A 14956-nucleotide genomic window follows, 5' to 3' on the forward strand; every position below is an offset into this window, starting at 1 on the left:
GGACCTTTTTTTTAGAACATGAAATGTGTATAATGACACGGGGGTATATTAGAGGGGGATTTTATGTTTAAAGATTATATTAGTGCTTTGAAACAAGAGTTTCATGGCTATAACGTACAAACCTTAATGCAAGATTTACTTGCCGGGTTGACCGTTGCCGCCGTTGCTTTACCACTTGCTTTAGCCTTTGGGGTAAGTAGTGGGGCGGATGCCGGTGCGGGATTGATTACCGCGATTATTGCTGGTCTTGTTATTGGTGTGCTTTCAGGTGCAAGTTATCAAATTTCAGGACCAACAGGAGCAATGTCCGCAATTTTAATTGGGCTTTCAACAACTTATGGCTTACAAGGTGTCTTTATTGCAAGCTTTTTATCTGGATGTATGTTGATTATTGCCTCATTGTTTAAGTTTGGTAAGATTGTTTCTTTTATTCCAACAAGTGTTATCACAGGATTTACCAGTGGAATTGCGATTATTATCGCTTTAGGACAAATTGATAATTTCTTTGGAACAACTTCAGTAGGATCGAGTGCTTTAGAAAAACTTTTTTCTTATATAAAATTAGGTTTTCCTATTTCACTTCCCACAGTCTTTTTTGGTGCTTTAGTTGTTGTTATTATGATTCTATGGCCTAAAAAATGGGGTGAATATTGTCCTTCATCATTAGCGGGAATTATTATTGCTTTAATTTGTCAATTATTTTTAAATTTACCTGTTCATGAAGTAGGAACAATTCCAAGTACACTTTTTCCAAAAGCAAGATTATCGTTATCTGCAATTCATTTAAGTACTTTAACACAATTGATGTTACCTGCTTTAAGTATTGCAGCATTAGGAATGATCGAATCACTTTTATGTGGGGCAAGTGCTGGAAAAATGAAAAATGAAAAGTTGAATGCAGATCAAGAATTAATGGCACAAGGAATTGGAAACATGTTGATTCCATTATTTGGTGGCGTTCCTGCAACAGCAGCGATTGCCAGAACATCTGTTGCGATTAAAGCGGGAGGAAAAACAAGACTTGTCAGTGTTTTCCATTCTGTTGTTATTTTAATTTCGATGTTTTTACTTGGTTCGTTAATGTCACGTATTCCTTTATCGGCTCTTGCAGGAGTTTTAATGGTTACGGCATGGCGTATGAATGATTGGCATGAAATTAAAACATTGTTTCATAACAAAGTTAAGACAAATATTTCTCAATATTTGATTACAATGTGTGCAACCGTTGTTTTTGATTTAACAGTTGCTATTGTTATTGGAGTTATGGTTTCTATTATCTTATTTGTTTTAAATAACTCACATTTACATATTGATATTCGTGATATTGACAAAGATCGTGTTGGTAAAGATTTAAAACATCATCATCAAAAAACACGTATTATGTATTTAAGTGGGCCAATCTTCTTTGGAACACAAGAACAAATGACACAAGTTTTAGATGAAATTGATGATTCATTAGAAGCTATTATTTTCTCTATGAGAGGTGTCCCTTCTATTGATGATTCAGGTATCCATGAATTCTTTGATATCGTTGATTGTTTGCAAAGTAATAATTGTAAGATTAAATTTTCAGGGGTTCAAGAAGAAGTCATGGCACAATTTAAACGTAATCATTTTGATGAATATGTTGGAAAAGACAGTTTCTGTTGGGATGCGATTATGGCATTAGAAGCTTTAGATAAAGAATTATTAATTAATGATTGACAAAAATTAAAAAGTCAATTAATATAAAACACGCAAATTAAATACTGCTTAGGTAAGCTATAGATTTCTCTATTTCTGATCATAAATAGACATCTATAGCTTTTTTTATGGAAAGGAAGGAGACCTCAATGGAAAATAAAAACCCAATGGAATACAAAAAAGTATTTCCTTTATTAATGTCAATGGCTATTCCGCCAATGATTTCAATGCTTATACAATCTCTCTATAATATTATAGATAGTATTTTCGTATCACAACTTGGAGAAGAAGCATTAACAGCCGTTTCTCTTATTTATCCTTTACAAAACTTATCATTAGCTGTTTCTTGTGGAATTGGGATTGCGATGAATGCTTTTATTGCCCGTCATCTAGGAGCAAAAGATGATAAAAAAGCATCTTATTATGCAACACAAGGTATTGTGATGTCCGTAGCACATTCTTTATTATTTTTAATTATTGGATTATTTTTAATTCGTCCATTTTTAAATATGTTTACGACAAATACAAAGGTTATTGAATATGGAATGCAATATGGAATTATTGTTGTTTCTTTAGTCATTGGACAATTTATACATCTTGCAATTGAAAAAATGTTTCAAGCAACAGGTAATATGATGATGCCAATGCTTATGCAAATCTTTGGGGCAGTTATCAATATTATCTTAGATCCAATTTTAATTTTTGGTTATTTTGGTTTACCTGCTTTAGGTGTTTCTGGGGCAGCTATTGCAACAGTAATTGGGCAATTTTCAGCAGCAATTCTAGCGGTTGTTTTATTTAAAAGATATAATACTCATCTTCATATTTCTTTTAAAGGATTAAAAATTGATTTTCGTGTTATGTCACAACTTTATAGTGTTGCGGTGCCATCAACGGTTATGATGTGTTTGCCATCTATTCTTGTTTCATTACTTAACGGAATGTTGGCGACAATTTCTCAAAGTGCTGTTGCTTTCTTTGGTGTTTATTATAAATTACAAACTTTTATTTATATGCCAACTACAGGTGTCGTTCAAGGTATGAGACCATTAATGTCTTATAACTATGGAGCACATTTAAAGGAAAGAATGCATCAAATTTTAAAAGTATCTGGACTTGCTATTGCAACTATTTTAGGACTTGGAACTTTATTATTCTTTATGATTCCTGATATTCTTCTATCGTTATTTAATGCAAGTAAAGGAATGTTAGAAATTGGACAAACAGGGTTACGTATTTTATCAATCAGTTTTGTTGTTTCATCTTTTGGAGTGTTGATGTCAGGAGTATTTGAATCGCTAGGAATGGGAAAATATTCACTTATCGTTTCATTACTTAGACAATTAGTTATTACAGTACCACTTGCCTATCTTTTATTACAAATTATGGGTATTGAAGGCATTTGGTTATCGTTTGTGATTGCTGAACTCATTGCAAGTATGGGTGCTTATATTTTCTATTGTAAAAAATTTAAAGTTTTATTATAAAAGCGAAAAATCTTCGCTTTTTATTATCTTTAATTTTATGATGTTAAAAAATACAAATACCTGTGCTTATAAGTTTTTTTAAAGTTAAGAAATAAGGGAGTATTTGACATTTATTTGTAATTATACTATTATAAATTTCAATAATAGATTCAAAGGAGAAATGGTAAAGTGGAGTCTGCCCAGATAATGAATATCATATCATTAATTATATTATTAATTCTATCGTCGTTGTTTTCTTGTAGTGAGACAGCTTTTTTAGCTGTAAGCAAAATTAAAATGCGAACACTTGCAGAAGAAGGCAATAAGAAGGCGAAGTTAGTAGAGTCTTTACTAGAAGATCAAGATCGCTTGTTAAGTGCTATTTTAGTAGGAAATAACCTTGTAAATATTGGGGCTTCCTCACTCACAACAGCGACAATTATGGCTATCTTTGGTGATGGAGCACAAACGGTTGCAATTGCGACAGGAATTGTCACATTGTGTATTTTGATTTTTGGCGAAATTACACCAAAATCATTAGCTACCCAAAATGCAGATCGTTTAGTACTTGCGTTAGCTCCGTTTATACGATTTATTTGTGTTATTACAAAGCCAGTTGTCTTTGTTTTAAATATTATTACAGGATTTATTATTCGTTTATTAGGCGGTAATAAAGAACAAGGTCCAAGTTTAACAGAAGAAGAGTTGAAAACAATCGTAACGGTTGGTCATGAAGAAGGTGTTCTTGAAAAAGAAGAAAAAGAAATGATTCATAATGTTTTTGAATTTGGTGAAACCGAAATCAAAGAGATTATGACACCACGTATTCATGTAGAAAGTTTACCTGATGATTGTACATATGATGAATTGATGAAAGTATATCATGAAGCACAATATTCAAGGTATCCAATTCATGATGAGTCTTTTGATGAAATCATTGGTGTTTTAAATATGAAAGATTTATTATTTATTGACATTGATAAAGAGCATTTTGATGTTAAAAAATATATGAGAGGTACATTTGTTGTCTATGAGTTTAATCAAGTCAATGATGTCTTTGCATCCATGAGAAAGAATCATGCTACTCTTGCCATTGTTTTAGATGAATATGGGGTCATGAGTGGAATTGTGACATTTGAAGATATTGTTGAAGAAATCGTTGGAGAAATAGATGATGAGTATGATGAAGTCAATGATTCCATTGTTAAAATCAATGATCATGAATATTTAGTAGATGGTAGTTTGAATTTAAATGAGGTCAATGATGAAATTGATACTCATTTTGAATCAGAAGATTTTGAATCTATCGGAGGTCTTGTTTTAGGAGAATTTAGTGGTGTTCCTAAAATTAAAGATCAAATTGAATTTCCAGGTGTTACAATTATAATTGAAAAGATGCATAAGAATCGAATTGAACTTCTTAGATTAAAAATACATGAAATAGAAAAAGAGGAAGAAGGAGAGGAAAAACATCAATAGATGCTTTTCCTCTTTTAAGGAGAAAGGTAATGAAAACAACAGTTGAAATAAAAAAAATGGGGATCAACGGTGAAGGAATTGGTTATATAAACCGTAAAGTTGTGTTTGTAAAAGGGGCTTTACTTGGTGAAACCGTTGAAGTAGATGCACAACAATATAAAAATAAAAATTATTATTTTGGTGATTTGATCCGTGTTGTTCAAGCATCGCCAATGCGTGTAAAAAATCCATGCCGTGCCAATAAAGAATGTATGGGATGTAATTTACTTCACTATGCTTATCCAGCTCAATTAAAACATAAAAAAGATTTAATCAAGGAATCTTTAAAGAAATATACAGAACTTGATCGCTCACAAATTAAGATTCATGATATTGTGGGAATGAATCAAAAGAAAGAATTTTTAACACAAGTCAATCTACCAATTGTTGATTTTAAAGGAAAAGTAACGTTTGGTATTTATCAAAGAGAAACAAAATATTTAACAGTAATGACACACTGTTTAAAACATCATCCATTAATTAATCAAACATTATTAGATTTAGAAGAAATCTTAAATAATACAAAATGTAAAACATATAATGATAAATTTAGAACAGGTTTAAGATTTATTAAAATTCGAGTTTTTCAAGATAAAATTCAATTGATCTTTATTACAGGAAAAGATGGTTTAAAAGATGAAGTTGTAGCTGGTATTAAAAAATTAAAATATGTTAGTGGTTTATTTATGTCAATTAATACTGCTAAGTATCAAGATTTTGAAAAACAAGGATATAAGAAAATCTTTGGTAATTCCAAGGAAGAGCTTTATGTAGATCATCAAAAATATATTTTATCAGTTAAATCTTCGTTACCAGATCATATTGAAGCTTTTGAAGTAGAAAATAAGATTATTAAAACAATGATCAAAGAAAGCCAAAAAGTAATTTCTTTAAATTGTGGAAATGGTATTTTAGAAATGAATTTACCTCAAGAAGTTGTCGCAATTGATAATAAAAAAGAAAATATTGAAGATGCCACTTATAATGCGAAAGCTTTAGGAAAAGATAATATTCGTTTTGTATATGGTGATTCTTTAAAGAAAATGGTTCCTTTTGCGAAAAAGAAAGATTATGATACAGTGATTATTCGTGGAATCAATAGAATTAGTGATGAATTAAAAGATACCCTTCGTTTAGGTAAAGTCAAAACAGTTATTTATGTTAATTCTTCTACATCTATGCTTGCAAAAGATTTGCAAGAACTTTCAAAATATTATAAAGTAATAGAGATTAAAGCAGTTGATAGTCATATTTATCAATCTTATGTGACATCAATTGTAAAATTAATTAAAAAATAGGAAGAAGGAATAAAGATGGAATTTGATTATACACCTAAGGGAGTATGTTCAAGAAACATTCATGTTGAAGTTGAAGATGGCATTGTTAAAAATGTTCAATTTACTGGTGGATGTTCTGGAAATACACAAGGTGTGGCAGCCTTATGTAAAGGAATGAAAGCAGAAGATGTGATTGCTCGTTTAAAAGATATTAAATGTGGTGCTAAACCAACGAGCTGTCCAGCACAACTTGCTAAAGGTTTACAAGAGAATTTATAATTCTCTTTTTTTTATTTGTAACATAAAATAGAATGGTGATAATTATGTTGATTCGTATCAAAAAGATGCAGTTTATTGTTGGATGTTGTATGATCTTACAAATTGTTTTTTCATCAATTTGGATTCCATTTCATTTTATTGCGATGCTTTTATCAATCATTATTATTTTATGGCAAAGAAAGTTTTGTGTCTTACAAATTCATTACCATTATTATATATTACTTCTCTATATTTATCGGCTGTTTATCTTAATGATTTTAACTTATCCTTTCTTTGAAATGCTTTATTTAATCTTCACATTATATGTTGGAGTTATCTTAATTTTGTTATCAATGAAAACATTTTTGTAGTTCTTTTCTTCCTATTTAATTTAGCGTATAATGATAAAAAAGGTGGTGGGAATATGATTGGTGAATTAAATATCTATAGTTGTTATAGCTTTCAAAATAGTACGATTCTTATTAAAGATTTATGTAAAAGAGCTCATGATCTTCATTTAGAAGCAATTGCTTTAACGGATATTAATAATATGTATGGGGCGGTAGAGTTTTCTAATGAGTGTCATAAATATGACATTAAACCTATTTTTGGAATGCAAGGCAATGTAAATGTTGAAGGAGAAATCTATCCTTTTTTATTGTTAGCGAAAGATCAAGTCGGTTATCATGATTTAATGAAGATTTGTAGTGATATTAATTTAAGTGATCAAAAAGCCATCGATTTAGAAAAATTACGTCTTTACCATGAACATCTTTTTATTCTTTCTGGATGTAAAGAAGGAATTGTCGAAAGATGTGTTTTAAAAGAGCTCGAATCAGAGGCATTACGCTATATGGCTCTGTTTAAGGAAATGTTTAAGGATAATTATTATATTTGTCTCCAAGATCATGGCATCCAAATGCAAAAACACTTAAATGAAAGACTTAAAGCTCTTGCAAAACTTCAAGGTATTAAAGTATGTGCATCGAATGAAGTTCGCTATCTCTATCCTCAAGAAGCGTTTGCTATTGATTTGATGCAGGCAAGTGTTCATGGTGAAAAAAGAAGTCAACGAGATACTTTACAAACAAATCAAAAATATTTAAAGAGTGGCTATGAGATATCTTTACTTTTTGAAAGAGAAATTATTGAAAATACTAATGATCTTTTAAAAAGATGCAATGTGACTATTGAAACAGGACAAATGCATTTACCTCTTTATCCCTTACCAGATAATGTTTCAAGTCAAGATTATTTAAAACAATTATGTATTGTTGGTTTGAAAAAAAGATTCAAAGGGAAAAAGATTTCCCAAGAATATATAGAAAGACTCAAAAAAGAATTAAATGTGATTTCTAAAATGGGTTTCAATGACTATTTCCTTATTGTTTTTGATTATGTTCGCTATGCTAAAACCCATCAAATTCTTGTTGGACCAGGAAGGGGTTCAGCAGCCGGAAGTTTAGTCAGTTATGTTTTAGGAATTACCAATATTGATCCTTTAGAATATGATTTACTTTTTGAACGCTTCTTAAATGAGGAACGTGTAACCATGCCAGATATTGATATTGATTTTCAAGACGACCGACGTGATGAAGTAGTACGTTATGTCACAGAAAAATATGGACAAGAACATGTTGGACAAATTGTTACCTTTTCAAGTTATGGTCCTAAAGTTGCTTTAAAGGATCTAGGAAAGGTTGTTTCAGTGCCTCTACCTAAACTTGAAATGATGTGTAAATATATTCCTACTCAAGGAAAAAATAAAAAAACGGTAAGAGAAGTTTATGAAACATCGTATGCTTTTAAAAATATGGTTGATCAAGAACCTGAACTTAAAAGAATCATGCCAGCCATCTTTCTTGTAGAACGTTTACCAAGAAATATTTCTATGCATGCTGCGGGTGTGGTTTTATCTAGAGATTGTTTAAATGAGGTTGTTCCTCTTACTAGAGGCCCTCACCAAAATGTTTTAACCCAATATTCTAAGAATTATATTGAAAGTGTGGGACTTTTGAAAATGGATTTTCTAGGTTTAAAAAATCTCACGATTCTTTCTTATATATTAAATAATATTGAAAAATATGAAGGTATTCGTTTAAATTTGAATGAGATTCCTTTAGATGATCTAAAAACTTTTCAAATGTTAGAAAAAGGTGATACTTTAGGTGTTTTCCAATTAGAATCACCAGGTATGAAAAATTTATTTAGACAATTAAAGCCACGATGCTTGCAAGATATTGGCGATGCCAATGCCCTTTATCGACCAGGACCTATGGGAGAAATTCCTCATTATATTGCACGTCGTTTTAAAAAGGAAGAAGTTGCTTATCCTCATAAGGATTTAAAAGAAATCTTAGAGCCAACTTATGGGATTATGATTTATCAGGAACAATTGATGCAAGTTGTTCAAAAAATCGCTGGTTTTTCGCTTTCTAAAGCAGATAATTTAAGAAGAGCGATTTCTAAAAAAGATTTTGATTTAATGGCTTCTATTAAAAATGATTTTATCGAAGGAGCTTTAAAGAATGGATATAGTCAAAAACAAGTAAATGAGATCTTTGCTTTGATAGAAAAATTTGCGGATTATGGTTTTAATAAATCGCATGCTATTGCTTATGGTTTGATTGCTTATCAATTAGCTTATCTTAAAGCAAATCATCCACTAGCATTCTATGGGGCAATTCTTTCTAATGAACAAAATAGTGATGTTCATAAAATGGAATATATTGCTGAAGCAAAGAAATATCGTATTCGTGTTTTACCACCTTCTATTAATTATTCAACAAACCGTTTTGAACAAGTAGAAGGAGATTTACGTTTTTCTCTTTTAGGTATTAAAAATGTAGGACAAGCGGGTTATCAAGCGATTGTTGAAGAAAGAGAAAAGAATGGTTTGTTTAAAGATATTTTTGATTTTATTTCACGGATGGATGGAAAAAAAGTCAATACGATGATGTTAGAGAGTTTAATTGATGCGGGAGCTTTTGATGAATTCGAATTGAATCGGGCTACTTTAAAAGCTAATCTTGAAAAGATTGGAGAGTATGCTAATTTAAAAAATACGATTGGTATAGATGAACCTCCTTTATTAGATATTGTTCAAGAAAATAAAATGGTTCGTCTTGAATTAGAAAAGAAAGCTTTAGGAGTTTATTTATCAATGCATCCTTTGGCGTATTTAAAACAAAAATTACAAGTTCCTGTAATTGCGATTGCCCGTTTAAATGAATATGTCTCTAAAAATGTGAGTGTTTTATTAATGCTTACAAGAGTCAAAGTAATTGTTGATAAAAAGGGTAATGAAATGTGTTTTATTGAAGGACATGATGAAACAGGAAATGTCGAGGGAGTTGTTTTTTCATCAACTTATCGACAAGTAAAAGATTTATTAGAAAAGAATAAAGTAATCTATATTGAAGGTAGAATAGATTATCGAGATAAATTATCTTTGGTTGTCCAAAGAGTCAAAGAAATAAGTAAATGAGGTATAAAATGGAAAAGTTAGTTGTTATTGATGGAAATTTTTGGTTGTTTAGTTGTTATTATGCTACGGCAGCAATGGGAAATTTAATGGTAAATAAAGATGGGATTCCAACGAATGCGGTTTATGGTTTTGCCAATCGTTTAGAAAGTCTTTTAAAACAAGATCCAGAATATTTAGTTGTGGCTTTTGATGCCAAAGGGAAAACCTTTAGAAGTGAATTACTAGAAGAATACAAGGGAACAAGAAAACCAACGCCTGATGAACTTATTTGTCAGTTTTCAATGGTTAGAGAGTTTTTAGATGCTCATCATATTCCTTATATTGAAAAGGAAGGATATGAAGGAGATGACATTATTGGTACCATTTCTAAAAAAGCAGCAAGTCAAGGAATGGAAGTTGCTATTTATACAAATGATAAAGATATGATGCAACTGATTAATCCTTTAGTTAAACAATATAAAAAACCTCAAAAAACCAATGATTATGAAATCGTTAGTGAAGAAAGCTTTGTTGAAAAATATAACTTGAAGCCTGATCAAATGCGTGATTTATTAGGACTTATGGGTGATAGTGCCGATAATATTCCAGGTATTCCAGGTATTGGTGAAAAAACAGCTTTAAAGCTTTTAAATCAATATGGAACGATTGAAAATTTAAAAGAACATATGTCAGAACTTAAAGGAAAAATGGGAGAAAAAGTAAGAGAAAATATTGAATTAGGGCTGCTTTCTAAAAAGATTGCGACAATTCTTACCGATGCTCCTATTGAACTTGATTTGGCTGTTTGGAAATATCAAAAACAAGATTATAATAATGATCTTGCCGCTTTCTATCGTCGTTATGATATGAATTCTTTACTTAAAAGAATGTCTATTTCTAATGAAACAAAACCGGTAAAACCATTAGAATATCAAATTGTAGATACTTTACCAACCATTAAAAAGGATAGTGCTCTTGTTGTTGGTGTTTATGATACTAACTATCATAAATCACCAATTCTTGGTTTTGGTATTTATAATGATCAAGAAGCGTATTATATTTCTTTAGAAAAGGCAATTCAAGATCAAGGATTTAAACAATTTATTGAAGATGAAAATATAAAAAAATATGGTTATGATATTAAAAAATGTATCAATGCATGTCGTTGGCATGGTCTTACAATTAAAGGATATTCTTTTGATTTACAATTAGCTTCTTATATTTTAAATCCATCATTAAAAGATGAATTAAAAATTGTTTGTGATTATTATCAATATTTCTACTTACAATTTGATGAGGAAATCTTTGGTAAAGGTGCTAAAAAACATGTTCCTGAAGAAAGTATTCTTTCAAAACATTATGTTTTACAAGCAAAAGCCATCTATGAATTAAAAGATGAAGCAATCAATCGTTTGAAGAAGGACCAACAATATGATCTTTATGAAAACGTAGAAATGCCTGTTGCCTTTATTTTAGCGGATATGGAATATCAAGGAACTAAAATGGATCAAGGTGTTTTAAAAGAATTAGGGGATACGTTTAAAACACAAATCGATCAATTAGAAAAGGAAATCTATCTTTTAGCCCATAAAGAATTTAATATTGCCTCTCCTAAACAATTAGGAGAAGTGCTTTTTGAAGAATTAGGCCTTCCTAATGGAAAGAAAACAAAAACAGGTTATTCAACATCGGTTGATGTTTTAAATAAACTGAGAAATGTGCATCCAATCATTGATAAAGTTTTAAATTATCGTACGATCAGTAAACTTTATTCAACTTATATCGTTGGTTTACAAGAACAAATCTTTATTGATGGGAAAACACATACCATCTATAATCAAGCTTTAACTCAAACAGGACGTCTTTCTTCAACAGATCCAAACTTACAAAATATACCAGTGAAAACAGAAGAAGGAAAACTCATTCGTAAAGCGTTTGTTCCTGAATATGACTATTTGATTTCATTTGACTACTCACAAATTGAATTACGTGTATTAGCTCATTTAGCGAATGTGACAAGTCTTATTCAAGCATTTAATGAAAATAAAGATATTCATCGACATACAGCAAGTGTGGTTTTTGGTGTCAGTGAAGATGAAGTGACTTCAACAATGCGTCGAAACGCTAAAGCAGTCAACTTTGGAATTATTTATGGGATGTCAGATTATGGACTTGCCGAACAATTAGGTGTGACTGTCAAAGAAGCAAAATCTTTTATTGAAAAGTATTTTGAAAAATATGCAGAAATTAAAGAGTATATGAATAAAAGCATTGCTTTTGGAAAAGAAAATGGTTATGTTTCTACGGTTTTAAATAGAAAACGTTATATTCCTGAAATCAATGAAAAGAATTATATGCGTCAAGAATTTGGAAAGCGTTTGGCGATGAATTCACCAATTCAAGGTTCAGCGGCAGATATTATCAAGCTTGCCATGATTAAAGTTGATCAATTATTAAAAGAAAATCATATGAAATCAAAAATGATTTTACAAGTACACGATGAATTGATTTTTGATGTTTATGAAGATGAACTTGAACAAATGATGAAACTTGTTCAAACAGGAATGGAAAGCGCTTATCAAATGACAGTTGAATTAAAAGCAGAAGGAACATACGCTAAAAATTGGTATGAATTAAAGTAGGTGAAAAAATGCCAGAATTACCAGAGGTTGAAACGGTAAAAAGAACGTTAGAAAATTTTATTTTAAATAAGAAAATTAAAGATATAGAAGTTATTTATCCTCGTATTATTGAAGATGATGTTGAAGTGTTTAAACAAAGAGTTGTTAATAAAACATTTTTAAAGATAGATCGGGTAGGAAAATATTTGATTTTTATTTTAGAAGATATTGCTTTTGTTTCTCATTTAAGAATGGAAGGTAAATATCAAATTTGTACAAAAGAAACATCACTTTCTAAACATGATCATGTGATTTTCTATTTAGATGACGATACACAGTTACGTTATAATGATGTTCGTAAATTTGGACGTATGAAACTTGTGGATAAAGAAAGTTATAAAACATTAAAGCCGCTCAATCAACTAGGAAAAGAACCTTTTGAGGCGGATGTTAATGAAATCTATCAACGTTTAAAGAATAAAGATACTGCCATTAAAACGGCTTTGCTTGATCAAACGCTTTTAGCGGGAATTGGAAATATCTATGCCAATGAAATTTGTTATGCCATGCATTTAAATCCCCAAACTAAAGCCAAAGCTTTAAGTAAAAAAAGAGTAAAAGAGCTTATAGAAGTTTCAAGTTTTATTTTAAATGAAGCAATTAAACAAGGTGGGACAACGATTCATTCCTTTAGTGCTAATGGGATTGATGGTTTATTTCAGGTGCAATTAAAAGTGCATATGCAAGAAAAATGTCCTCAAGGACATGACATTAAAAAAATATCTTTAAATGGGAGAGGAACATATTATTGTCCAATATGTCAAAAAGCAAGACGATGAAAGTATATGGAATTACAGGGAGTATTGCCTGTGGAAAATCTACAGTAACCAATTATTTACGAGAACATGGCTATCTTGTCATTGATGCCGATCGAATTTCTAGGGAGGCTCTTACAATAGATCAAGGGTGTATTGAAAAAGTTGATCAACTTTTTCATTGTGTACATGGAGGCATTGTTGATCGAAAAGCTTTAGGAAAGAAAGTTTTTCATGATGCAAAGGCTAAAAAAATGTTGGAGAATATTATTCATCCCTATGTTATTTCTCAATTAAAAGAAGCTATTCAAGAAAATCAAGATTTACCATGTTTATTTTTAGACATACCCTTACTTTATGAATCTCATTTAGAATATCTTTGTGATTCAATTATTGTTGTTTATCTTGATGAAAAACAACAAGTAAAACGTCTGATGGAAAGAGATCATATTGATGAAGAATATGCTTTGACGATTATGAAAAATCAAATATCTTCTGATAAGAAAAAAGAAATGGCGGATATTGTTTTAGATAATACAAAAGATCCAGCATTTCTTTACCAACAAATAGAGCAACTAATGAAAGGAATAGAAAATGAAAGAATTACTGACAAGTGACATTTATCAAATAAGAAGTAGTTATATGCTTGATGACATTTCTTATAAAACACTTTTACAACTTTATCAACCAATCATGGGAATGGAAGCTGTCTCTTTGTATATGACACTTTATTCAGAACTTGATCAAATAACACTTACGAAAAGTCCTTCTTTGATCTCTCGGCTTTGTAAGATGACGGGATTTTCTTTAAATGAACTTTCTCAATCCTTAAGTAAGTTAGAAGCAATTGGCTTAATGAGTTCTTATAAAAAGAAAAGTCAAGAAAATCGTTTTCTATTTGATTTAAAAATGCCTTATTTACCCCATGAATTTTTAAATCATCCTATTTTAAATGATCTTTTACAAAAAAGATTAAAAGATGAGTATAAAAAAACAGTCTCTGTATTTAAGGTCTATAATGTCAATCTTGATCATTACCAAGATATCAGTGCGAATTTTACGGATGTTTTTGATGTTCATTATCAAGGAAAAGAAGTTTTAAAAGAAAAAAGTTATAAACAAAAAATACATAAAGCTTTTGAAGATGAATATGATTTATCACTGTTCTATCAAGGAATAGAAAATTTACAGTTATCTAAAAAAATGTTTACCAAAGAAGATGAACAATTAATTCAACGAATGGGATTACTTTATAAAATCAATGCATTAGATATGCAAAATCTTGTTAAACAATCCGTGGTTCAAGGGCATCTTGGAAAAAGATTGTTTTCAAGAAATTGTCAACAATATTATGATTTGAAAATGCCTGAAAAATTTGAAAATATTTTTCATAAGCAATCGCCTTTACTTCATGAACAAACTGGAAAATCTTCACTTGATAAACATATCTATTATCTAGAAAATATTTCACCTTATGATTTATTGAAAGATAAAATAGGTGGTAAAGAACCATTAAAGAGAGATTTACAAGTGATTGAATCTTTATTGACAACTTTAGAATTAGAACCTGGTGTGATTAATGTTTTAATTGAAACGACACTTGAAAAATGTAATCAATCTTTACCTAAAAGCTTCATGGAAGCTTTAGGAAGTCAATGGAAAAGAAAAAAAATTCAAACGGTTAAAGAAGCTATTGATGAAGGAAAAGCTTATTTGAAATATCAAGGAAAACAGAATGCTTCTTGGGATGAATATACGAAAGAATTTAATATTGTTTCCCATGATCAAAAACAAGAAGATATTGATGAAGATGCGCTTGCTTTATTGCAACAATATGATTAGGAGGAAGAAA

11 protein-coding genes are annotated in these 14956 nt (G+C 30.2%); all 11 read left to right on the top strand.

What is annotated here, in order from left to right; all coding sequences use genetic code 11:
* Window positions 1-63 precede the first annotated feature (63 nt).
* The 11 genes from C7U55_RS07735 to C7U55_RS07785 all read left to right on the top strand — a co-directional run bounded on the left by C7U55_RS07735 (window position 64) and on the right by C7U55_RS07785 (window position 14946).
* Window positions 64-1704, top strand: a complete 1641-nt coding sequence (locus C7U55_RS07735; protein WP_106988073.1) for a SulP family inorganic anion transporter — start codon at window positions 64-66, stop codon at window positions 1702-1704.
* A 128-nt stretch (window positions 1705-1832) separates the two neighbouring features.
* Window positions 1833-3170 carry an MATE family efflux transporter gene (locus C7U55_RS07740; RefSeq protein WP_106988074.1) on the top strand — a complete coding sequence of 446 codons (1338 nt, stop codon included), beginning with the start codon at window positions 1833-1835 and terminating at the stop codon, window positions 3168-3170.
* A gap of 186 nt (window positions 3171-3356) precedes the next feature.
* Window positions 3357-4628 carry a hemolysin family protein gene (locus C7U55_RS07745; protein WP_193446931.1) on the top strand — a complete coding sequence of 424 codons (1272 nt, stop codon included), beginning with the start codon at window positions 3357-3359 and terminating at the stop codon, window positions 4626-4628.
* Between the two features lie 29 nt (window positions 4629-4657).
* Entirely contained in the window at window positions 4658-5965 is a 1308-nt protein-coding gene (locus C7U55_RS07750) for a class I SAM-dependent RNA methyltransferase (RefSeq protein WP_106988076.1), read from the top strand.
* A gap of 15 nt (window positions 5966-5980) precedes the next feature.
* Window positions 5981-6223 carry a TIGR03905 family TSCPD domain-containing protein gene (locus C7U55_RS07755; protein WP_106988077.1) on the top strand — a complete coding sequence of 81 codons (243 nt, stop codon included), beginning with the start codon at window positions 5981-5983 and terminating at the stop codon, window positions 6221-6223.
* A 44-nt stretch (window positions 6224-6267) separates the two neighbouring features.
* The gene (locus C7U55_RS07760) at window positions 6268-6573 is read left to right on the top strand and encodes a hypothetical protein (RefSeq protein ID WP_048923506.1); all 306 of its coding nucleotides are present in this window, start codon (window positions 6268-6270) and stop codon (window positions 6571-6573) included.
* A 53-nt stretch (window positions 6574-6626) separates the two neighbouring features.
* On the top strand, window positions 6627-9689 hold the full coding sequence (dnaE, locus tag C7U55_RS07765; protein WP_106988078.1) for a DNA polymerase III subunit alpha: 3063 nt from the start codon (window positions 6627-6629) through the stop codon (window positions 9687-9689).
* Window positions 9690-9697: 8 nt separating this feature from the next.
* Window positions 9698-12310: a DNA polymerase I gene (polA, locus tag C7U55_RS07770; RefSeq protein ID WP_106988079.1), complete on the top strand. Its 2613-nt coding sequence runs from the start codon at window positions 9698-9700 to the stop codon at window positions 12308-12310.
* 8 nt (window positions 12311-12318) lie between these two features.
* Complete coding sequence (gene mutM, locus C7U55_RS07775) at window positions 12319-13128, top strand: DNA-formamidopyrimidine glycosylase (RefSeq protein ID WP_106988080.1); 810 nt, start codon at window positions 12319-12321, stop codon at window positions 13126-13128.
* Window positions 13125-13721, top strand: coding sequence for a dephospho-CoA kinase (coaE, locus tag C7U55_RS07780; protein ID WP_106988117.1), 597 nt, complete (start codon window positions 13125-13127; stop codon window positions 13719-13721). The genes mutM and coaE overlap by 4 nt, the downstream gene beginning before the upstream one ends.
* Window positions 13699-14946, top strand: coding sequence for a DnaD domain protein (locus tag C7U55_RS07785; protein WP_106988081.1), 1248 nt, complete (start codon window positions 13699-13701; stop codon window positions 14944-14946). Before coaE ends, C7U55_RS07785 begins: the two co-directional genes overlap by 23 nt.
* Window positions 14947-14956: the final 10 nt, after the last annotated feature.

Origin of the sequence: Faecalibacillus faecis (genome assembly GCF_003024675.1) — a bacterium.
GTDB lineage: Bacteria > Bacillota_I > Bacilli_A > Erysipelotrichales > Coprobacillaceae > Faecalibacillus > Faecalibacillus faecis.